This is a genomic window from Streptomyces sp. NPDC057877, from assembly GCF_042796855.1.
GTDB lineage: Bacteria > Actinomycetota > Actinomycetes > Streptomycetales > Streptomycetaceae > Streptomyces.
Genome location: NZ_JBHVMS010000001.1, coordinates 435,281 through 455,263 on the forward strand (window position 1 = coordinate 435,281; position 19,983 = coordinate 455,263).

17 protein-coding genes are annotated in these 19,983 nt (G+C 73.1%); 9 read left to right on the forward strand and 8 right to left on the reverse strand.

Features of this window, described 5'->3' with window-relative positions:
* Nucleotides 1–4: 4 nt before the first annotated feature.
* Nucleotides 5–559: an NADPH-dependent FMN reductase gene (gene ssuE / locus ACFVQG_RS01915; RefSeq protein WP_383375689.1), complete on the reverse strand. Its 555-nt coding sequence runs from the start codon at nucleotides 557–559 to the stop codon at nucleotides 5–7.
* A 539-nt stretch (nucleotides 560–1,098) separates the two neighbouring features.
* On the opposite strand from ssuE, the gene ACFVQG_RS01920 reads away from it, so the two are divergent.
* From ACFVQG_RS01920 to ACFVQG_RS01960, 9 genes are all read left to right on the forward strand, one after another.
* A complete protein-coding gene (locus ACFVQG_RS01920; RefSeq protein WP_383375691.1) occupies nucleotides 1,099–1,650 on the forward strand; it encodes a winged helix-turn-helix domain-containing protein in 552 nt (183 codons plus the stop codon).
* 24 nt (nucleotides 1,651–1,674) lie between these two features.
* A complete protein-coding gene (locus ACFVQG_RS01925) occupies nucleotides 1,675–2,916 on the forward strand; it encodes an acyl-CoA dehydrogenase family protein (RefSeq protein WP_383375693.1) in 1,242 nt (413 codons plus the stop codon).
* A 280-nt stretch (nucleotides 2,917–3,196) separates the two neighbouring features.
* Nucleotides 3,197–4,342, forward strand: coding sequence for an ABC transporter substrate-binding protein (locus tag ACFVQG_RS01930; protein WP_383375695.1), 1,146 nt, complete (start codon nucleotides 3,197–3,199; stop codon nucleotides 4,340–4,342).
* A gap of 4 nt (nucleotides 4,343–4,346) precedes the next feature.
* A complete protein-coding gene (locus tag ACFVQG_RS01935) occupies nucleotides 4,347–5,198 on the forward strand; it encodes an ABC transporter ATP-binding protein (RefSeq protein ID WP_383375697.1) in 852 nt (283 codons plus the stop codon).
* Nucleotides 5,195–6,100: an ABC transporter permease gene (locus ACFVQG_RS01940; protein ID WP_383375699.1), complete on the forward strand. Its 906-nt coding sequence runs from the start codon at nucleotides 5,195–5,197 to the stop codon at nucleotides 6,098–6,100. Before ACFVQG_RS01935 ends, ACFVQG_RS01940 begins: the two co-directional genes overlap by 4 nt.
* 70 nt (nucleotides 6,101–6,170) lie before the next feature.
* Nucleotides 6,171–7,514, forward strand: a complete 1,344-nt coding sequence (locus tag ACFVQG_RS01945; RefSeq protein ID WP_383375704.1) for an LLM class flavin-dependent oxidoreductase — start codon at nucleotides 6,171–6,173, stop codon at nucleotides 7,512–7,514.
* Between the two features lie 31 nt (nucleotides 7,515–7,545).
* Nucleotides 7,546–8,448 (forward strand): TauD/TfdA dioxygenase family protein, encoded by a 903-nt coding sequence (locus tag ACFVQG_RS01950; RefSeq protein ID WP_383375707.1) that lies wholly within the window; start codon nucleotides 7,546–7,548, stop codon nucleotides 8,446–8,448.
* Nucleotides 8,449–8,735: 287 nt separating this feature from the next.
* Nucleotides 8,736–9,842 (forward strand): ABC transporter substrate-binding protein, encoded by a 1,107-nt coding sequence (locus ACFVQG_RS01955; RefSeq protein ID WP_383375710.1) that lies wholly within the window; start codon nucleotides 8,736–8,738, stop codon nucleotides 9,840–9,842.
* 37 nt (nucleotides 9,843–9,879) lie between these two features.
* On the forward strand, nucleotides 9,880–10,668 hold the full coding sequence (locus tag ACFVQG_RS01960) for an ABC transporter ATP-binding protein (RefSeq protein ID WP_383375712.1): 789 nt from the start codon (nucleotides 9,880–9,882) through the stop codon (nucleotides 10,666–10,668).
* Nucleotides 10,669–10,719: 51 nt separating this feature from the next.
* Here ACFVQG_RS01960 and ACFVQG_RS01965 read toward each other — a convergent pair whose 3' ends face one another.
* The 7 genes from ACFVQG_RS01965 to ACFVQG_RS01995 all read right to left on the reverse strand — a co-directional run bounded on the left by ACFVQG_RS01965 (nucleotide 10,720) and on the right by ACFVQG_RS01995 (nucleotide 19,978).
* A complete protein-coding gene (locus tag ACFVQG_RS01965; protein ID WP_383375714.1) occupies nucleotides 10,720–11,484 on the reverse strand; it encodes a cupin in 765 nt (254 codons plus the stop codon).
* The gene (locus ACFVQG_RS01970; RefSeq protein WP_383375716.1) at nucleotides 11,478–12,398 is read right to left on the reverse strand and encodes a PmoA family protein; all 921 of its coding nucleotides are present in this window, start codon (nucleotides 12,396–12,398) and stop codon (nucleotides 11,478–11,480) included. The genes ACFVQG_RS01965 and ACFVQG_RS01970 overlap by 7 nt, the downstream gene beginning before the upstream one ends.
* Nucleotides 12,395–13,510, reverse strand: coding sequence for a Gfo/Idh/MocA family protein (locus ACFVQG_RS01975; protein ID WP_383376502.1), 1,116 nt, complete (start codon nucleotides 13,508–13,510; stop codon nucleotides 12,395–12,397). Before ACFVQG_RS01975 ends, ACFVQG_RS01970 begins: the two co-directional genes overlap by 4 nt.
* A 164-nt stretch (nucleotides 13,511–13,674) precedes the next feature.
* Nucleotides 13,675–14,778 carry a mannose-binding protein gene (locus ACFVQG_RS01980; protein WP_383375718.1) on the reverse strand — a complete coding sequence of 368 codons (1,104 nt, stop codon included), beginning with the start codon at nucleotides 14,776–14,778 and terminating at the stop codon, nucleotides 13,675–13,677.
* A gap of 21 nt (nucleotides 14,779–14,799) precedes the next feature.
* Entirely contained in the window at nucleotides 14,800–15,918 is a 1,119-nt protein-coding gene (locus ACFVQG_RS01985) for a ricin-type beta-trefoil lectin domain protein (protein WP_383375720.1), read from the reverse strand.
* Between the two features lie 74 nt (nucleotides 15,919–15,992).
* The gene (locus tag ACFVQG_RS01990; protein ID WP_383375722.1) at nucleotides 15,993–17,177 is read right to left on the reverse strand and encodes an RICIN domain-containing protein; all 1,185 of its coding nucleotides are present in this window, start codon (nucleotides 17,175–17,177) and stop codon (nucleotides 15,993–15,995) included.
* Nucleotides 17,178–17,203: 26 nt separating this feature from the next.
* Nucleotides 17,204–19,978, reverse strand: a complete 2,775-nt coding sequence (locus ACFVQG_RS01995) for a hypothetical protein (protein WP_383375724.1) — start codon at nucleotides 19,976–19,978, stop codon at nucleotides 17,204–17,206.
* Between the last annotated feature and the right edge of the window lie 5 nt (nucleotides 19,979–19,983).

The following is a 19,983-nucleotide window of genomic DNA, read 5'->3' on the forward strand; positions in this document are numbered from 1 at the left end:
CCGCTCATCCGGTGGCCGCCAGCAGCGCCGTACCGCCGAGGGCGCGGGAGAACACGTCGGTGACCTGGGCCAGGGCCTCGGCGGGTCCCGGCGCGAGGGTCAGCGAGCCGTCCTCGCCCACCGTGATGTCCTTGTCGAGCGTGAACCAGCCGGGTGTGATGTGCGCGGGGCCCATGGAGTTCAGCACGGGACGCAGGGCGTAGTCGATGGCCAGGACGTGCGCGGTGGTGCCGCCGGTGGCCAGCGGCAGCACGGTCTTGCCCACCAGCGCGTACTGCGGGAGCAGGTCCAGCAGGGACTTCAGCAGCCCGGAGTAGGCGGCCTTGTAGACGGGGGTGCCGATGACGATCCCGTCGGCCCGCTCGAACAGGGCGGTGGCCCGGGCGATCGCCGGGTGGCCGAAGTCGGCGTGCAACAGGGGCTCGGACGGCAGGGTGCGCACGTCGAGCGGGATCACCTCATGGCCCTGTGCGGCGAGCCGGACGTCCAGATGGCGCAGCAGCCGGGCGGTGCGGGAGGTGGCAGAAGGGCTGCCGGAGACGGACAGGACGGTGGCCATGCGGGACCTTTCAGGGGTGTGGGGTGGAACCGGGGAGCGGCGTCGGGCGCACGGACCGCGTTCGCGCGGCGCCGGTACCGGGCCGTCGAGACTCGCGACGGCACCGGCGCACCGCAGGGGGGAAGGAAGAGGGGGGCCGCGACCCGCCGCACGGGCGGCGGAGAAGGGAGGAGAAATGAGGAGAAGTGAGGAGAGCCCGCTACGGGGTCAGACGCGACACGCGGCGGACCACACGCGACCGAGGTCGATGTGGTGGCGCGAGAAAAGGCGCTGCCGGGCGTTCATGCGGTCCATTGAGCAGTACGTGCCGCGGTTCGTCAAGCCAGGTCGACCACCTTCCCCACTTTTCCTACCTGGTTACTAGGAAAGTCTTGACGGTGCCTCGCGGCGCCGCGCAGGATGATGCACATGTCCCACACGCAGCAGCGGCTCGTTCGTCGTCGGCATGTCGACTTTGGTCACGTCGTCAGTGCCGCCTGCTGTCGCGCCTGACGCCCCGCGTCCGACGGCCCGACACCACTTCCTGAGGGACAACCGCCATGACCACGGCACTTCCGCAAGAGACCACCCCACGCCACCTTCGTCTGGTGGGCGGCGACACCGCCCCCGGCCGCACCGAGGGACACCCCGCCACTCCGCTCGTCGGCTATCTCGTGCTCGTCCCCGAGGGCACCGACCTGGCCGAACTCTTCGTCAAGGACGCCCCGCGCCCCGAGTTCCGGCCGATCTCCCCCACCGCCCCGGCCGCCGACCGGCGGACCACCGGTGACGACGTCGTCCGCATCGACCCCGCGCGGCATGTCGCCGAGGTCGACGGACATGAACTCGACCTCACCTACCTGGAGTTCGAGCTGCTGACGCACCTCGTGCTGCACCCCCACCGCGTCCACTCCCGAGAGCAACTGGTCGCCGCCGTCTGGGGCTACGACCACATCGGCGACGGCCGCACCGTGGACGTCCACATCGCCCGGCTGCGCCAGAAGCTGGGCCGGGCGCACCGGCACCGGATCGTCACCGTGCGGCGCGTGGGCTACAAGTACGTGCCCGGGCCGCAGTCGGCTCCCGGGACCGCGCTGCCCGGCCGCTCCTGAGCCGATCCCGAGGAGACCGCCGCCATGGGCGTAGCCGCCGCGCCGTCCCGCCCCGCCGAGGACTCCGCTCCGACCGGGCCGGGACCCGCGCACTGGCTGCGCACGGCCCGCGAGGCGGCGGACGACCTGGCCACGGACGCGGCGGCGAGGGAACAGGCGGGGAAGGCCCCGTTCGACGAGCTGTCCCGGCTGCGCGAGGCCGGACTGCTGACGCTCCTGGCCCCGGCCGGGACCGGGGGCGGCGGCGCGGACTGGCCCACGGCCCTCGCCGTGGTCCGGGAGATCGCCGCGGCGGACGGGGCGATCGGTCAACTGCTGGGCTGTCACTACTTCCTGTCGTCAAGCGCCCGGTTCTTCGCCGAACCGGCGCTCGCCGCGCGGCTGGAGCGGCGGTCCGTGGCGGAGCAGTGGTGCTGGGGCGGCGGTCTCGCGCGGCAGGAACCCCCGTTGACGCTGGTCAGGACGCCCGGTGGGCAGGTGCTCGACGGTCGGCAGAGCCATCCGGCCGGGGTCGCGGTCGCCGACCGGCTCGCCGTGCGGGCCGTGCGCGCCGACACCGGTGAACCCGTCGCCGTCGCCGTCGACACCGCCGCACGCGGTGTGCGCGTCGACGGCGACGGCGACGGCGACGGCGACGCCTTCGGCCAGCGGCTCGCGGGCGGCGGGAGCGTGGAGTTCCACGCCGTGCCGGTCGCCGCCGACGACGTACTCGGCTCCCTGGCCGTGGACGAGGACGCCCTGTCACCCGGTGCCGCCCTGGCGTCCCCGGTCGGGCGGCTGGTGCCCGTGCAGGTGCTGCTCGGCATGGCCGAGGGAGTGCTCGCCGAGGCCCGCGAGTACCGCCGGGCGGGGCACCTCCCACGGCACCCCGCCGGGCCCGTCGGCGCCGCGCAGGAACCACACGTGCTGACCGCCTACGGGGAACTGACCGTCCTCACCCGCGCCGCGTCCGCGCTCGCCGCACAGGCGGTGGCGGCCGTGCGCGACGGGCTCGCCCGCGGTGCGGATCTCACCTTCGACGAGTACGCCGACGTCTCCGTGCTGGTCGCCATGGCCGAGGCCGCGGCCTCCCGGGCCGCCCAGGAGTCCACCGCCCGCGCCCTCGACGTCATCGGCGCCCGCTCCGCCTCCGCGCGGCTGGGCTTCGACCGCTTCTGGCGCAACGCCCGCACCCACACCCTGTACGAGCCCGTCGCCCCTCGTGTCCGCGATGTCGGCGACTACTTCCTCAACGGCACCCACCCGCCGTTCGTCCTGCCCGCCTGAGCCAATTCCCCGCGCGCGCATTGTGAACGCCGTACTTCGGTCGTATGTCGCGCGATGGAGAACACGCTAAGTCCACCCGATCGATATTGACCCGGCCGGGGTGCGCTGCAACGCTTTCTGATCAATCCGGGAACGGGAAAACGGCGCCGCGCGCGACTTCGCGAACGCCCGCGCCGGAAGCCACGGATTTCCCGACCCTTTTTCACCATCCTCCTAAACCCTCCCCGTCACAGTTCTCGACATCCTTCTCGCCATTCTTCTCGAACAGAAAGACCTTTCCATGGCCACGACGGCAGCCTCACGACGTCAGTTCCTCACCCTGCTCGGACTCTCGACGGTGGCCGTGGGCTGCGGCACGGCCGCGACCGGGGCCGCGTCCGGCGCGGGCCGGACCAAGACGCTGCGCTACCAGGGCTGGGCGGGCCAGGTCACCCCGCCGGAACTGGCCGCGGACCTCGGCTTCCTGGAGGACGTGCGGCTCGAGTGGGTCGGCAACACGATCAGCGGGCCACAGGACATCCAGTCCGCGGCCACCGGACAGACCGACTTCGGCGGCGCGTTCAACGGCGCGGTCGTCAAACTGGCCGCGAACAACGCCCCCGTGACAGCGGTCATCAGCTACTACGGCTCCGACCGGTACGCCTACAACGGCTTCTACGTCCTCGAGGACAGCCCCCTGCGCTCGGCCGCGGACCTGCTCGGCAAGAAGGTCGGGATGAACACGCTCGGCGCCCACTCCGAGGCGATGCTCGACATCTACCTGCGACGCGGTGGGCTGTCCCGGGCGGACATCGACAAGGTGGAACCCCTGGTGGTGCCACCGGTCAACACCGAACAGACACTGCGCCAGAAACAGATCGACGTGGCCGTGCTCGGCGGCGTTCTGCGGGACAAGGCACTGGCGGCCGGAGGCATACGCCCGCTGTTCACGGACCACCAGCTCCTGGGCTCCTTCAGCGCGGGCACCTATGTCATGACGAACCGCTTTCTCGAACGGAACCCCGACACGGCCAGCACCTTCGTCACCGGCGTCGGAAAGGCCATCGAATGGTCCCGGGCCACACCGCGCGAAGAGGTCGTCGCCCGGATGACGGACATCGTGCGCGGGCGGAATCGCAACGAGGACACCGAGCCGCTGAAGTACTGGCGGTCCTACGGCGTCTCCGGAACGGCGGGCCGGATCGCCGAGGACGAACTCCAGTTGTGGATCGACTGGCTGGCCGACCGCGGTGACATCGAGAAGGGGCGGGTCACGGCGTCGGACCTGTACACCAACGAATTCAACGCCACGCCTTCGGTCAATCCAACCCCTTCGACTTCCCCCTCGACCTCCCCTTCGACTTCCCCTTCGACTTCCCCCTCGACTTCCCCTTCGACTTCCCCTTCGACTTCCCCTTCGACTTCCCCCTCGACGAGCCGGAGCTGACGCCATGCCGGATACCAGTACACCCAGAATCGTGTTCGCGGACGTCCGCAAGGAGTTCACCGTCAAGGACCGTCCGGGGGACCGGCACGGCACCCGGTTCGTCGCCCTCGACGGCATCGACCTGGAGATGGCGGACGGCGAGTTCACCGTCCTGGTCGGCCCCAGCGGCTGCGGCAAGTCGACCCTGCTGGATCTGCTCGGCGGCCTCACGCGGCCCACCAGCGGACGGGTCCTGCTGGACGGTCGGCCCGTCACCGGGCCGGGACTTGACCGGGGCGTCGTCTTCCAGCAGTACGCGCTGCTGCCGTGGCGCACGGCGCGGGGCAACGTCGAGTTCGGGCTGGAGGCCACCGGCGTCCCCCGGCGGCACCGTGCCGCACGTGCCAGGGAGTTCCTGGACCTCGTGGGCCTCTCGGGGTTCGAGGACCGTCATCCGCACGAGCTGTCCGGCGGGATGCGCCAGCGGGTGGCGATCGCCCGCAGCCTCGCCTACGACCCCGACGTGCTCCTCATGGACGAGCCGTTCGCCGCGCTCGACGCGCAGACCCGGGAATCGCTCCAGGACGAACTGCTGCGTGTCTGGCAGCGCACCGGCAAGACCGTCGTCTTCATCACGCACGGCATCGACGAGGCCGTCTACCTGGGGCAACGCGTCGCCGTGATGACGTCCGGGCCGGGTCGCATCAAGCAGGTCGTACCGGTCGACCTGGGGTCGCGCACGACGACGGACGACGTCCGCTCCAGCCCCGAGTTCGCCCGGTACCGGCACCGGGTCTGGTCACTGCTGCACGACGAGGTCGCCAGGGCCCAGCGGTGGGAGAAGGAACAGCTGGAGAAGGAGAGGGCTTCCGCATGAGCGGCACCACGAGCACGGCCACCGGGAGGCCCACGGAGCACGCCCCGACCGCCTCCCCCGAAGCCCCCGCCGCGTCCGCCCGGTCGGCCCGGCCCGGCACCGTGGCGCCGTATCCGCGCCGGGCGGTCCGCCGACTGCCGTACCTGCTGCTGAACGCGGTGGTCAGGTCCGCGGCGATCGTCGCCCTGCTGCTGCTGTGGGAGACGGCACCGCGGCTCGGCCTGGTCGACCGGACCTTCCTGCCGCCCTTCAGCGAGGTCGCCCGCGCCTGGTGGGGGCTGCTCGCCGACGGACAGCTCGCCGACAACGCGCGCGCCAGCCTGGTGCGGTCGTTCAGCGGATTCGGTCTCGCGGTGGCCGTCGCCGTACCGCTGGGGCTGCTGATCGGCTGGTACCGGCCGGTCGCGGACCTGCTGGGCCCGCTGCTCGAGGTGTTCCGCAACACCGCCGCGCTGGCCCTGCTGCCGGTGTTCGTGCTGCTCCTGGGCATCGGCGAGACCTCGAAGATCTCCATCGTGGTGTACGCGTGCACCTGGCCCATCCTGCTCAACACCATCAGCGCCGTCCGCAGTGTCGACCCGACCCTGCTGAAGCTCGCCAGGTCGATGGACCTGTCCGCGCCCCGGCTGTTCCAGAAGGTCATCCTCCCGGCGTCGGTCCCGGTGATGTTCACCGGCATCCGGCTGGCCGGAGCGGTGTCCATCCTGGTGCTGGTCGCCGCCGAGATGATCGGCGCCAAGGCGGGCCTCGGCTATCTGGTCAACGCCTCGCAGTACAACTTCGCGATCCCGCAGATGTACGCGGGCATCATCACGATCTCCGCCGTCGGCGTGGCCTTCAACCAGCTCCTGGTGACCGTGGAGCGACGGCTCAGCTCCTGGCGACCGCCCACCGACGGCTGACGGCGGCACCGGCCGACCCAGCCCGCCCCCCGCCCCGACCCCGACCCCGACCCCGACCCCGAGGTACCCCATGCCCGCGACCAACCCCCGGCAACTGCACCTCAACGCCTTCCTGATGAACGCAGGCCACCACGACGCCGCCTGGCGACATCCCCTGACCCAGCCCGAAAGGGTCACCGACCCGCGCTACTTCCAGCAGCTCGCGCACACCGCCGAGCGCGGTCTGCTCGACTCGGTGTTCCTCGCCGACGGTCTCGCCCTGTGGGGGAACGTCCGGCACAACGCGCTCGGCGGCTTCGAACCGCTCACCCTGCTGTCCGCCCTGGCGGCGGTCACCGAGCACATCGGCCTGATCGCCACCGTCTCCACCACCTTCAACGAGCCCTTCCACACCGCCCGCAAGTTCGCCTCCCTCGACCATCTCAGCGGGGGCCGCGCCGGGTGGAACATCGTCACCTCCGGCACCGTGCACGAGGCCCGCAACTTCGGCCAGGACGAACACCTGGAGCACCGGCTGCGCTACGAGCGGGCGCGGGAGTTCCTCGACGTCGCCACCAGGCTGTGGGACAGCTGGGACGACGACGCGATCCTGCTCGACCGGGAGCGCGGCGTCTACGCCGACACCGGCAAGGTGCGGGAGATCGACCACCGCGGGACGTACTTCGGGGTACGGGGCCCGCTGAACGTACCGCGCTCCCCCCAGGGTCACCCCCTGCTGGTGCAGGCGGGTTCCTCCGAGGACGGCAAGGAGTTCGCCGCCCAGTGGGCCGAGGCCGTCTTCACCGCCCAGCAGACCCTCGCCGACGGCCAGTCCTTCTACAAGGACCTCAAGTCCCGGCTGGCCCGGCACGGCCGCACCGAGGACGAGTTGCTGATCCTCCCCGGCATCGCCCCCGTACTCGGCTCGACGGAGGCCGAGGCCCGCGCGCTGGAACGGGAGCTGACAGAACTCCAGGTTCCGGAGTACGGGCTCGCCCAGCTCTCCGGGATGCTCGGCACCGATCTGTCCGGGCTGCCGCTGGACGGCCCGCTGCCCGAACTCCCCGAGGAACGGGACATCAACGGCAACAAGAGCCGCTTCACGCTCGTCGCGGAACTCGCCCGTCGCGACGGACTCACCCTGCGCGAACTCATCGCCCGTCTCGGCGCCGGGCGCGGCCACCGCGTGTTCGCCGGTACCCCCGAGCAGGTGGCCGACCAGTTGGAGGAGTGGTTCACCCAGGGCGCCGCCGACGGCTTCAACATCATGCCGCCGCTGCTGCCGAGCGGCCTGGAGGACTTCGTCGACCACGTCGTGCCGATCCTCCAGCGACGCGGCCTGTTCCGCACCGAGTACACCGGCCGCACCCTGCGCGACCACTACGGACTGCCCCGCCCCGCCAACCGGCCGCCGCGCGCGGCCCGCACACCGTGACACCGCTCACCTCCGGAAAGGACATCCGCACATGACCACCAGCACCGGCTTCGACATCCGCAGGATCGGTGGCCGCATCGGCGCCGAGATCCTGGGCGTCGACCTCTCCGCCGACCTGGACCCCGCCGTCGTCACCGAGATCAACTCCGCGCTGCTCGAACACAAGGCGCTGATCTTCCGCGACCAGCGGCTGGACGACGCCCACCAGCTCCGCTTCGCGTCCCTCTTCGGCGAACTCACCACCGCGCACCCCACCGTCCCCTCGGTCGACGGGCAGCCGAACATCCTGCCGGTCGACGGCGAGGAGGGCATCCGCGCCAACCAGTGGCACACGGACGTCACCTTCGTCCGGACACCCCCGAAGGTGTCCACGCTGCGCGGCATCGTGATCCCGCCCTACGGCGGCAACACCCTCATCGCCAACGCGGGCGCCGCCTACCGGGACCTGCCCGAGCCGCTGCGGGAGCTGGCGGACAAGCTGTGGGCCGTACACACCAACGACTACGACTACGCCGCCCCGAAGACCGAGAAGGCGGCCGAGCACCGCAGGCGGTTCGTCTCCCGGAAGTACCGCACCGCCCATCCGGTGGTCCGGGTGCACCCCGAGACGGGTGAGCGCGGGCTGTTCATCGGCGGCTTCGCACAAAGCCTCGTCGGCTTCGGCCCGTCCGAGTCCCGGGACCTGCTGCGCATCCTGCAGGCGTACGTCACCCGGCCGGAGAACGTCGTGCGGGTGGCGTGGGCACCGGGCGACCTCGTCGTGTTCGACAACCGCGTCACCCAGCACTACGCCCCGGACGACTACGGCGACCTGCCGCGCCTGCTGCACCGGGTGACCGTCGCGGGTGACGTCCCCACCGGTGTCGACGGCGCCCTCAGCCGGGTCGTGGAGGGCGACGAGGCGGCCCACTACACGGCACCGTCATCTCAGTAACCGACACGTCCGCGTCCGCCATGTGAACACCCCCTTGGGGCAGCGGCCTTCTTCTGCCACGATCCCTAGCAATCAGGTAGGAAAGCTAGGGATCGTGGAGGGGACATGAGCGCGTTCAGCCGCGTGAACCGGTCGCTGCCCCTGCTCACCTCGCGCCGCCACATCGACCACGGCCGTATGTCGTCGGCCCTCTGTCGCCCGCTCTGAGCCCTTTCACCGACCAGAGCGCCGTACGTCCGGCGTCTTCCCCCACCTCCCTTGTCACCCTGCCCCGAGAGGACACCTCCGTGTCTGCCGCACGACCGCTCACCACCCTGCGCACCCTCGCCGTCATAGCCGCGCTCCCCCTCCTGCTCACCGCCTGCGGCTACGGTGCCGAGTCCGACGACGACGCCGAGCGGGCCGGGGTCGCGGCGGACGCCGAGAAGCTCTCCGTCGACGAGGTGCGGATCGGCTACTTCCCCAACCTCACGCACGCCACCGCGCTGGTGGGCGTCCAGGAGGGGCTGTTCCAGAAGGAGCTGGGCGGCACCACGATCAAGGCCTCGACCTTCAACGCGGGCCCCTCCGAGATCGAGGCGCTGAACTCCGGCTCCATCGACATCGGCTGGATCGGCCCCTCCCCCGCCATCAACGGCTACGCCAAGTCCGAGGGCAAGAACCTGCGGATCATCAGCGGTTCCGCCTCCGGAGGCGTGAAGCTCGTCGTCAACCCGGAGAAGATCAAGACCCTGGACGACCTCAGGGGCAAGAAGATCGCCACCCCGCAGCTCGGCAACACCCAGGACGTGGCGTTCCTCAACTGGATCGCCGAGCGCGGCTGGAAGGTCGACGCGCAGAGCGGCGGCGGTGACGTCTCCGTCGTCCGCACGGACAACGCGGTCACGCCGGACGCCTACAAGTCGGGCTCCGTCGACGGCGCCTGGGTGCCCGAGCCGACCGCGTCCAAGCTGGTCGCCGCGGGGGCGAAGGTGCTGCTCGACGAGGCCGACCTGTGGCCGGACAAGAAGTTCGTGATCACGAACATCATCGTGTCGCAGAGCTTCCTCAAGGAGCACCCGGACGTCGTCGAGGCCGTCCTGCGCGGCTCGGTGCGGACCAACGAGTGGATCAACGCCAACCCCGAGGAGGCCAAGGCCTCCGCCAACGCGGCGCTGAAGAAGCTGTCGGGCAAGGAACTGCCCGCCGAGATCCTCGACCCGGCGTGGGAGTCCGTCACGTTCCTCGACGACCCGCTGGCCGCGACCCTCGACAGCCAGGCCGACCACGCGGTCAGGGCCGGACTGCTGGAACAGCCCGACCTGAGCGGCATCTACGACCTCACACCCCTGAACGAGGTCCTGCGGGCCGCGGGCAAGGACGAGGTCGACGACGCCGGGCTCGGCGTCGAGTAACCCACCCGGTCCCGTCAGTCGCCAGGAGGTGACGACCATGTCCACCACGATCGCCAGGACGGCCGAGGACACCACGGCGGTGACACCGGCCGCCCGCGTCGAGCACGTGTCGAAGTCCTTCGCCGGAGCGGCCGGACGGCAGCTCGTCCTCGACGACATCACCCTCGATGTCGCCCCCGGCGAGTTCGTCACCCTCCTCGGCGCCTCCGGCTGCGGCAAGTCCACCCTGCTCAACCTCGTCGCGGGCCTGGACGCACCGACCGCCGGAGCCATCACCACCGACGGCCGCCCCGCCCTGATGTTCCAGGAACACGCCCTCTTCCCCTGGCTCACCGCGGGCAAGAACATCGAACTCGCCCTCAGACTGCGCGGCACACCCAAGAGCGAGCGCCGCGACCGCGCCGAGGAACTCCTCGAACTCGTCCGCCTCAAGGGCGCTCACGGCAAACGCGTGCACGAACTCTCCGGCGGCATGCGCCAGCGCGTCGCCATGGCCCGCGCCCTCGCCCAGGACAGCAACCTCCTCCTCATGGACGAACCGTTCGCCGCCCTCGACGCCATCACCCGCGACGTCCTGCACGACGAACTCACCCGCATCTGGCGCGAGACGGGCGTCTCGGTACTCTTCGTCACCCACAACGTCCGCGAGGCCGTCCGCCTCGCCGAACGCGTCGTCCTGCTCTCCTCACGCCCCGGCCGCATCGCCAAGGAATGGACGGTCGGCATCCCCCAGCCACGCCGCATCGAGGACGCCGACGTCGCCGAACTGTCCGTCGAGATCACCGAAGAACTGCGTGGGGAGATCCGCCGCCACGGCCAGCACTGAAGCGGGCCCGGACGGCCTGGCACCGGCCCCTCGCGGCCGTCCGACGCCCGGCTAACGCCCGGTCCCCGCCTGCCCGTACGGCAGTGTCGCCCCCGGCAGCGCGTACTCGTCGCGGCGCCCGCACATCCCGTAGCCGCCGCGACGGCTGGGGCCGCACTCGTACGCGGTCGCCTCGGCGAGGTGGGCGGGGTCGTCGTCGGCCAGGGCGTCGAGGTGGGCGCCGGTGCGTTCGGCCGCGGCCAGGGCGCCCGCGCGCCACAGCTCGCGCCAGCCGGGGACCATGTCCCGCACCAGGCGCGCGGCGGCGCGCTGGAAGTCCCGGTACGGGCCCGGGTCCCCGGCGACCAGGGCCTCGCGCAGCCGCAGATAGCCCGCCACCGCGAGGTCCCGGCGTCGCCGTGCGGCCGACTCCGTCTCCGGCCCCGTGCCCGGCGGCAGCGTGGCCGCGGCGGCATAGGCCCCGGGGTCGGCGAGCACCTCGGGCGGGAAGGTGAACACGGCGTCACCGGCCTCCGGCAGGCCGCTGTTCTGCATCAGCACGGTGACGCGCAGACCCCCGCCCTGCACCATGCGGTGCACGGTGCCCGGTGTGAACCAGGCCACCGAGCCCGGCGCCAGGGGGAGTTCGCGGTAGCCGTCCGGGCTCAGTGTCTGCACGGCTCCCCGGCCGCCGGTGACGACGTACGCCTCGGTGCACACCAGGTGCAGATGCGGGGTGCCGCCGCAGACGCCGTCGGCGGCCTCCCAGTCGTAGGCGCTGAGGTGGGAGAGGCCGACGGCGCCCGGCAGCGGGGCGGGTCCCGGGCCGGTCACCATGGCAGGGACGCCAGATGGGTGGCGACGCGGTCGCGGTCCCAGGCGCCGTCGGCGACCACGATCCGGTAGCGGTAGCCGAAGGACTCACCCGGGGGCAGCGCGAACTCCTCGAAGAACGCCCAGGAGAACGCCACCGACGGGATCGGTTCGGAGCGTACGAACCAGTGCGAGGGGTGGATCGCGGTGCGCGCGTCGAGGTTCTCCGGCGCGTGGGCGAAGACGAGGGTGGAGTGCGCGTCGACCTCGTCGTGCTCGGCGGTGAAGGCGAGCCACGGGCTCCGGGAGCCCATCAGGTCATCGCCGTCGGGGTCCGGGGCGAGGACCCGGCCGCCGGTGAAGTCGCGCGGGCCGCGCCACTGGAGGCCGGTGTACCCGGCCATCTCGCGGCCCGCGGTGGTCGGGGAGCCGAACACCAGCGGCTCGGCGCGGACGTTGGTCAGGTGGATCGACCAGTCCAGGACCCAGGCACCGGCCTCCTCGTCGACGCAGTGCACGACCAGCCCGCGCCGCTCGCGCGCCCACTCCGCCCCGTCGTACGCCACCCAGGTCAGGTTCTCGGTCGCCGCGAACCGGTCGTCGGCCGCCGTCAGGGCGTCGAAGCCGTCGTGCCGCATCGAGCCGACCCGTTCCGGCAGAGCGAGGTAGCCCCGGCCGTGGACATAGGAGTTGCCGCCCCAGAAGTTCTGCCCGGACAGATGGCTGGCGGTCATCTGGAGGCCCTTGTGCCAGCGGTGGTCGCTCGGCCGGTACCCGGTCACCGTGCGCCCGGCGAGGGTGCGCACCGGATGGGCGTACGGCTTGCGGGACTCGAACGGGTCGGGGTCCGGGCGGTAGACGTAGCGGAGGATCTCGGTGCCGCCCGCCGCCGTGACCGCGATGTGGTCGCCGTGGGTGTGGCTGACGCGGAGGGTCATACGCGCTCCTTGGGGGCCCAGTCGGGGTGGCCGCCGTGCATGGCCGCGTGGAAGGGGTCGCCGGGGCGGATCTCCCCGGCGCGCACGGGGCAGCCGGTGAACGCCGACTTGTACAGGGCGGCGGCGAATTCCAGCGTGGCGCGGGCGTCGGGGCCGCTGCCCGGTGGCCGTACGCCGCTGTCGTAGGCGTCGAGGAGGGCGCCGAGCTGGGCGGTGTGCGAACTGGGCACGTCGGCGGCGGGGGTGCGCCAGGCGGCGGCGCGTTCGGGGGCGACGTGCCGGGCGGGGGTGTAGGTCCAGTCGTCGTTGCGGTGCCCGTAGAGGTGGGTCAGCTCCACCGTGGCGTCGGCGCAGTCGACGCGGATGCGGCTGGTCTCGTCCGGGGAGAGCACGCTGTTCACGACGGTGGCCAGGGCGCCGTTCCTGAAGCGCACCAGGGCGGTGGACACGTCCTCGCTCTCGGTGTCGTGCACCAGCCGCGCCGCCATCCCCCGCACCTCCTCCCACTCACCGAGCAGGTGCAGCAGCAGGTCGTACTGGTGGATGCCGTGCCCCATGGTGGGCCCGCCGCCCTCGGTGGCCCACCGTCCGCGCCAGGGCACGGAGTAGTACGCCGCGTCGCGGTGCCAGGTCGTCTGGCAGTGCGCGACCAGCGGGGCGCCCAGCTCCCCACTGGCGATCAGCTCACGCGCGTGCGCGGCGCCGGAGCCGTACCGGTGCTGGAAGACGACGGACGCGTACGCCCCCGACGCGTCCTCGGCGGCGGCTATCTCGTCGTACTCCGCGAGGGACAGACACAGCGGCTTCTCGCACAGCACCCAGGCACCCGCCTTGAGCGCCGCCACCGTCTGCTCCCGGTGCAGCGAGGGCGGCGTGCCGATGAGCACCAGATCGGGGCGTACGGCGTCCAGCATCGCCGCCATGGACGGGTACCCGGCGACCCCGTCGCCCGCCAGCGCCCGGAAGGCGGCGAGCCTCCCCTCGTCGACGTCGACGGCGGCGACCAGCTCCGCGCGGTCGGCGTGCGCCTGAAGCGCGGTCAGGTGGCTGCCCGCGACGATGGCGCCGGTGCCGACCACGGCGACGCGGCGGCGGACTGGGGGCGGGGACAGGGGCATGGGCGGTGCTCCTCGGACGGCCGACGGGTGTACCGGGGACGGGCGAGCCGACACACACAGCGAGACAGAAAGCGCTTACCGCGTCCGAGGAGGAACCCTAGGCGCGCTCACGGGCCAGGACAACCCCCGGTGACCGGGGACACGTGGACCGTCGCCGGTCAGGGCACGGACCAGAGCACGGTGCCCCCGTCCACGATGGCGACCCTGCCGTCCGCCTGGAGGATGAGCCGCGCGTTGGGATGACCGTAGGTCCCGGCCGCCCAGATCGGTCCGCCGTCGGCGTTGAGGACCACGAGGTTGCCGTCCTCCTGGAAGACGGCCCGGTGGTTCTGCCCGAAGGTCATGCACGCCCACAGCGCGTTGTCACGCTCGTTGTAGACCACCAGGTTGCCGTCCTGCTGCATGATCAGCTCGATCCGGTTCGTGCGCCAGGCCTGCCCGGTGTGCAGCACGCTGTTCGGCGTGACGACCGTCGTGGTCCACTCCGGCGCGGCGCTGGTCCGGGCCGTCTCCGGCTCACTGGCCCGTTCCGTCGCCTTGGGCTCGGGCTTCGGCCGTGCGGTGGCGGTCTTGGGCGGGTCGGCCGGGGCGGGCTCGCTGGGAGGGACGGGTGGGGCGGCCTTCCGCTTCTTGGACGGCGACGGGCTCGGCTCGGGCGTGGACTCGGTCTCGGTGGCGTACTCCTCGGGTCCGCGCTCGGCGACGTCGCCGCCCAGCGTGGTGCCGGAGTCCTGGCCCGTCAGCTCCCGGGCGCCGTCGTCGCGGTCCTCCTTGTCGGAGGCGCCCCCGACCAGCAACACCGGTACGGCCAGCAGTACGGCGCCCACGATCGCGGCGGCCGCAAGGACGGGTTTCCTCGGACGCCCGCCCTGGGCGGCCGGGTCGGCGGGGTCGTCCGGTGGGGGTGTGGGGGCGGTGGCGGTGGCGGTCGCGGGGGCCGGGGTGGTCGACGCGGGGGCGGCTGCGGGGCGGGAGGCGGCCTGTGGGGTCGCGTCGGGGTCCGGATCCGGGTCGGTAGCGGAGTCGGGGGCGGGGGCGGGCTCAGCTCCGGCCTCGGGCTCGGCCTCGGGCTCGGGCTCGGGCTCGGGCTCGGGCTCGGGCCCGGCAAGGGGGCGGGGCTCCGGCGCGGGCGTCGCGGGGTTCAGCGCGCCGACGGGTGGCTCCGCCGAGGCGGGCAGCGGTACCGCCATGCGCACGCGCGGCGTCGGGGCGGGGTCACCGGCGGGCTCGTCGGCGGCGGAGGCGGGGGGTTGGGAAGGCATCGGGTCAGTTCTCCCTGCGGGTCAACGGCGGTACCAGGTCTGGTTGGCGGTGCCCGTGCACGGCCACAGGGCGGCCGGGGTGCCGTTGGCGGTCTGGCCGTCGTAGATGTCGACGCACTTGGTGGCGATCTTGGCCACCAGGTCGTCGGTGGAGTTCAGGTAGAACTGCTGGGCCGGGTTGCCGCTGCACCAGGCCACCTGGATCGCCGTACCGTTCTGCGCGGAGCCCCAGGCCACGTCCATGCACAGGCCCTGGGAACGGATCGTGCCGTCCGGCCGGAAGTCCCAGCGCTGCGCGGCGGAGCCGTTGCAGGTCCACAGCATCAACGGGGTGCCGTCGGTGCCCGGTCCCGAGCTGAGGCATTTCCCCGAGTCCTTGCTCACGAGCGTGTCACCTACGACGGTCACGGCGGACTGGGCGGGTTTGCTCGTCGGTGTCGAAGACGCCTTCTCCCCCGTGGTGTCGGCCGCTCCGGCCACGGAGCCCGCCTTGGGGGGCTGTTCGGCCGCCGCTGTCCTCGTCGGTGTCCTCGTCGGTGTCGTCGCGTTCGGCTCCGGAGCGGCCTTCTCCTTGGCACCCTTCTCATCGCCGTCGCCCTTGCTCGCGGGCTTCGACGGGGAAGCCGACCGGGAGGGCGAGGGAGCCTCGACGACGTACTGTCCGGGCCGCTCCTGGTCGGGGCCGTCCAGCACCGTTCCCGCCGACGGGTCGGCGGCGGTCGCGACGCCGGTACGGTCCCGGTCGGGGCCCGGGATCAGGAACGGTACGGCGACGAGCACCACCCCGGCGATGGCCGCGGCGGCCAGAACGGGCTTCTTCACCCGCCCCGGGGCACCGTCCGCTTCGGCCTCGGGAGCCTCGGGAGCCCCAGGGGAGTCGGGGGCGGTCGCGGCGTCGGGGGCGGTCTCCGCGTCGGGGGCGGTCTCCGCGTCGGGGCCCGCTTCAGCGTCCGTTTCGGTGTCCGGGTCGGGGCGGCCGGGCTCCTTGGTCGCGGGGCGCGTGGCGGGGGCCGACGTGGGTTCCGGCGCACCGGCCGGGGTGGCGGGCAGGGCGAAGGCCTGGCGGACCCTCGGCGTTTCGGAGGCCGCGGCGGTTCCGGTGGCGGCGGGCGGCTGTGTGCCGTCGTTCTGGGCGGACATGGGTCTTGCGGTCCCTCGGGGATCGGTCGCGTCTCGGACAGACGCGGACGGTGGGTGCTCGGGCGACGGGGTGCTCATGAGAACGACCACAGGTGGTCGTCGCTCGCGGCGCAGTCGTAGATCGTCAACCGTGCGTCCCTGCCGCCGACGCCGTTGAAGCCGGACACGTCCAGGCAGCGGTTGCCGCTGGAGTGGCTGCGGATCCAGAACCTGCCGTCGGACCTCTTGTCCAGGTACCACAGCTGGTTGTCGGCGGTGGTGCCGTTGCAGTGGTACTCGGACACCGGTGTGCCGGAGGCCCGGCCCCCGTAGTCCGGCAGGTCCAGGCAGTAGCCGTCCGCGCTGTTGCGGATCACGAAGAGGTCGGCCCCGGACGGCCCGGCGCCGTCGCCGGTCACCACCAGGTCCCAGAGTTGGTTGTCGCCGGTCCGTGCGCAGGGGAACTGGTTGACGGGGCCGTCCAGTTGGCCCTTGCCGTAGCCCGGGACGTCGACGCACATCCCTGTCATCACGTTCTTCACGAGCAGTTGGGTGGTGGTGCGGAAGTCGGCGCCCTGCGGGACGTACCGGCCCGTGGTGCGGGTCGTCTGTGTCTTCCGCTTGGGGGTCGGACTCTCGGACGGTGTCGTGGAGGGCGACTTGGGGCCCTCGGTCGTGGGAGGCGCCGCGGCCTTCTTCCGTTCCTTGGGAGGGGTGGTCTCCCGCTCCTTCTCCGGCTGCTTCGCCCGTGCGCTCTCCGGACTGGAGGACGGCGAGGAGGCGGCGTACTGGTCGGCCCCGGCGCCGTCGCCGTTCCCGTTGTCGGGAAGGTAGGTGCCGCCGAGCACCTGTGCCCGGTCGGGCTTGCCGGGATCGTCGTCCGCGCCACGGCCCAGGAGGACCAGCGGCACGCCGATGAGGACGGTGCCGACGATCGCCGCCGCCGCGAGCAGCGGTCTCGTGGGCCGTCCGGGTGTGGTTCCGTCGTCGGCCGCCGCTGTCCGGCCCTCTGCCGGAGGGGTCGGTGCGGTGGCGGTGGCGGCTGGGTCTGTCTCCGCCGTGTCGGTGGTCTGGGCCGCGGGCGCCGATGACACGGGCTCGGGCGGTGTCTCGTTCTCGGGTGCCGTCCTGCGGGTGGTGGACGTCGTCGTGTCGTCACCCTCCTCCCGGGCGGAGGGGGGCGCGAGGGCGGGGCCCGGTTCGGCTGCCACCGCGGGCAGGACGGAGGCCCTGCGCACGGCGGGAGTCGGGGAGGGCGTTTCGCCTTCGGGCTTGGGCATCGGTGCTCCGTTCGGGTTCGGTCGTCTCAGTCGGCCGCGGACCCCACGGGCCCGGAACAGCGGTCCGGCCACTCGAACGCAGCCGTCCCCGAGGGGTGGCGGGCCAGGGCCTCGTCGAGCCGTGCGAGTACGGCGTGGTCGGCGTCGGTCAGCGGCGCGTGGCTGAGGAGGGGGGTGTCCGGGGCCGACGGCAGTTCCCTCAGCAGCACCAGCGGCCCGGAGTCCCCGGTGCGTACGTCGAGCACCCGGAACGCGGTGCCGGGCGCGAAGACCACCTCGTCGTGGGCGGCGGTGGAGCCGCTGCCGTCGTACAGCTGGCGCACTCGACGGCCGGTCACCGACCAGATGGCGTACCCGGCGCTGGCGAGGGAGGGGCCCCGCCCGTCCCCGGGCAGTCCGCTGACGGGGGTCGGGTCCCGCAGGAGGGTGCCGGGCCGCCACGCCCCGTGCGCCGCCGCGGGTGCGCACAGCACCGGTCCCCGGAAGGCGGGCAGCCGTCGGAGGGCCGAGGCCACGCAGGCGGCGTAGGGCAGCAGCCGGGTGTCACCGGCTCGCGTCTGACGGTGCAGTTCCTGGTGTCCGAGAGGGCCTTCGGGCGTGCGCAGATAGAGCAGCAGGGCGATCAGGTCGGCCCGTGCCGCCTCCTGTTCCTGACCGCGCAGTGCGGGCATCCGGGTCAGGGCGCGGGTGACGGCGGCGGCGTGGCGGTCCCACTCCGACGCGGCGAGCGCGCGGAACGCCTCCCGCTCCTTCTGTGTGCTGCGGTGCCCGTGGGGGACGGGGACGGGAGGCAGCGGGCGGGCGGGCTCCAACGGTGCCTCGTTGGGGGGCGGGGTGCCGACCGACGGGGGCCGGGGGCCGGTGGGAGTCTCAGGTTCCGGAGCCGCCGCTGCGGGGGGCTGCTCGTTGTCGGGGCCCGTGGCCGGATCGGGGGCCGGGACCGGCGGGTCCGGCTCCGGGTCGCTGCCGGGGGCTGGCGTTGGTGCCTCGTCCGGGGCCGGGGGTGGCGTGGCGAGGTCCGGCAGGGATCTCAGTTCGGACAGCACGGAGGCGGCTACGGGTGCGCTCTGCTGCCGCGCAGCAGCCGAGGCGGGCCCGGACTCGGACGCGGCCCCGGGCCCGGGCCCGGACGCGGACGCGGGCCCGGACGCGGACGCGGAGGACGGTGTGGGCGCGGCGGACGGTATGGGCGCGGCGGACGGTATGGGCGCGGCGGACGGTGTTCCAGGAGTCCGCGGCGCAGCGGACTGTGTTCCCGGAGTCCGCGGCGCGGCGGACTCCGGGGAACCGCCCGTCGTACCGACCGGCCGTGGCCGGGGCGAGCCGTTGGCCGGTGGCGTCGCGCTCGCGGGGCGCTGCTGTGGTCCGGCGCCCTGCCGGGCCCCGTCCGGCGCGGTGGTGCCGAAGGAGGCGAACCGCACGCTGCGGACCTGGTGTTCGGCCGCCACTCGGCGCAGTTCACGGCCGCCGTCGGTGGCGGTGCCGTGGACGTGCAGCCGGGCTCGGGCGGGCAGTCCCGGGGGGAGCGAGCCGAGCAGTCGGCCCAGTTCCGGCCAGAGCGAGCGGTCGAGCCGTTCGCCGGGGCGCCCCACCTCGATGGCCGGGCCCCGGGCGTCCACGGGGCGGGCGGCGAGGGCGGGCGGCTCCCCGTCGGTCCCGCCGACCCACAGGCCCGCGCGGGTGGCGGTGACCTGCCAGCGGTCGGAGAGCCGTACCACTCCGCCGCGCGGGTCGCCGGGGCCGGGCAGCGGGGGGCTCCAGCGCAGCAGACGGGGCGCGGACGCGCCGGGGGCGCAGATCACGGAGTCGACGAACGGCTGCCAGGACGGCGACCCGTCGGCGTCCACGGTCACCGCGCGCACGATGTCCCGGTGTCTGGTGCCGGACTCGGCGAGCAGGGGCAGCCCGCTGTAGACGATCACGTCCGCGTCGACGAGGTCGGCGACCTCCTGGCCGACGCGCAGCGCGTCGCGGCGGCCTCCGGGCGCGATCCGCAGGGCGGTGCGGGCGGTGTCGGGCAGGGCGGTGACGACGTCGGCGACGTCATCGGTGACGATGTCCTCACCGTCGGGCACGCCGAGGACGACGAGCGGCCCGTGCCGGTCGACGGGGACGGCGTGGCACAGGTCCCCGGGGCGCGGGGCGCGGGCGTCGGCGGGGAGGACGAGGATCCCGGCCGGGATCTGTTCGACGAGGCAGCCGTTGCGGGTACGGGACGGCAGGCTGCCGGGGTCGGGCTGCCAGGCGGGGGCGGGCTGACGGGGACCGAGCGCGGCCGGGGGGCGACCGGGCGCGAAGCGCCACCAGCCGCCGTCCCGGGTGCGGGCGGTGGCGTCCGGGTTCGGGTCCGTGCCCGCGTCCCGGACGAAAAGCCCGCCGCCGGGCACCCCGAGGACCGTGCCGTCGGGGGCGATGACGTCGATCTCCCAGGCGTCGGCTATCCGGCGGGCGACGGCGGGCCGTTGGGGGTGGTCGGCCCCGGCTCCGGACATCGCGAGCCGTACGGTGCCGACGCCGTCGTCGCGCAACGCGTCGAGCAGGGCGCCGAGCCGTGGCCACAGGGCGGCGGCCGAGGCCTCGTCGGCGCCCGCGACGACGGTCACCGTGTCGTCGGTGTCCGTCTCCAGGACCCGGACGAGGTCGGATATGTCCGTGGCGCCCAGCAGTTCGTCGGTGGACTGACGCAGCAGCACCAGGCGCTCGTACTCCTCGACGAGGAATCCGGTCGGAGAGGGATCGGTCACCCGGGTGCGGTCGGTGTCCGACGGCCGTACCCCGGCCCGGCGGCGGCCCCAGCGCATCAGCG

Excerpts from the sequence above, each read along its gene's own strand:
- ssuE (WP_383375689.1), bottom strand. The coding sequence starts at position 559 with ATGGCCACCGTCCTGTCCGTCTCCGGCAGCCCTTCTGCCACCTCCCGC.
- ACFVQG_RS01920 (WP_383375691.1), top strand. The coding sequence starts at position 1,099 with ATGACCACGGCACTTCCGCAAGAGACCACCCCACGCCACCTTCGTCTG.
- ACFVQG_RS01925 (WP_383375693.1), top strand. The coding sequence starts at position 1,675 with ATGGGCGTAGCCGCCGCGCCGTCCCGCCCCGCCGAGGACTCCGCTCCG.
- ACFVQG_RS01930 (WP_383375695.1), top strand. The coding sequence starts at position 3,197 with ATGGCCACGACGGCAGCCTCACGACGTCAGTTCCTCACCCTGCTCGGA.
- ACFVQG_RS01935 (WP_383375697.1), top strand. The coding sequence starts at position 4,347 with ATGCCGGATACCAGTACACCCAGAATCGTGTTCGCGGACGTCCGCAAG.
- ACFVQG_RS01940 (WP_383375699.1), top strand. The coding sequence starts at position 5,195 with ATGAGCGGCACCACGAGCACGGCCACCGGGAGGCCCACGGAGCACGCC.
- ACFVQG_RS01945 (WP_383375704.1), top strand. The coding sequence starts at position 6,171 with ATGCCCGCGACCAACCCCCGGCAACTGCACCTCAACGCCTTCCTGATG.
- ACFVQG_RS01950 (WP_383375707.1), top strand. The coding sequence starts at position 7,546 with ATGACCACCAGCACCGGCTTCGACATCCGCAGGATCGGTGGCCGCATC.
- ACFVQG_RS01960 (WP_383375712.1), top strand. The coding sequence starts at position 9,880 with ATGTCCACCACGATCGCCAGGACGGCCGAGGACACCACGGCGGTGACA.
- ACFVQG_RS01965 (WP_383375714.1), bottom strand. The coding sequence starts at position 11,484 with ATGGTGACCGGCCCGGGACCCGCCCCGCTGCCGGGCGCCGTCGGCCTC.
- ACFVQG_RS01970 (WP_383375716.1), bottom strand. The coding sequence starts at position 12,398 with ATGACCCTCCGCGTCAGCCACACCCACGGCGACCACATCGCGGTCACG.
- ACFVQG_RS01980 (WP_383375718.1), bottom strand. The coding sequence starts at position 14,778 with ATGCCTTCCCAACCCCCCGCCTCCGCCGCCGACGAGCCCGCCGGTGAC.
- ACFVQG_RS01985 (WP_383375720.1), bottom strand. The coding sequence starts at position 15,918 with ATGTCCGCCCAGAACGACGGCACACAGCCGCCCGCCGCCACCGGAACC.
- ACFVQG_RS01990 (WP_383375722.1), bottom strand. The coding sequence starts at position 17,177 with ATGCCCAAGCCCGAAGGCGAAACGCCCTCCCCGACTCCCGCCGTGCGC.
- ACFVQG_RS01995 (WP_383375724.1), bottom strand. The coding sequence starts at position 19,978 with ATGCGCTGGGGCCGCCGCCGGGCCGGGGTACGGCCGTCGGACACCGAC.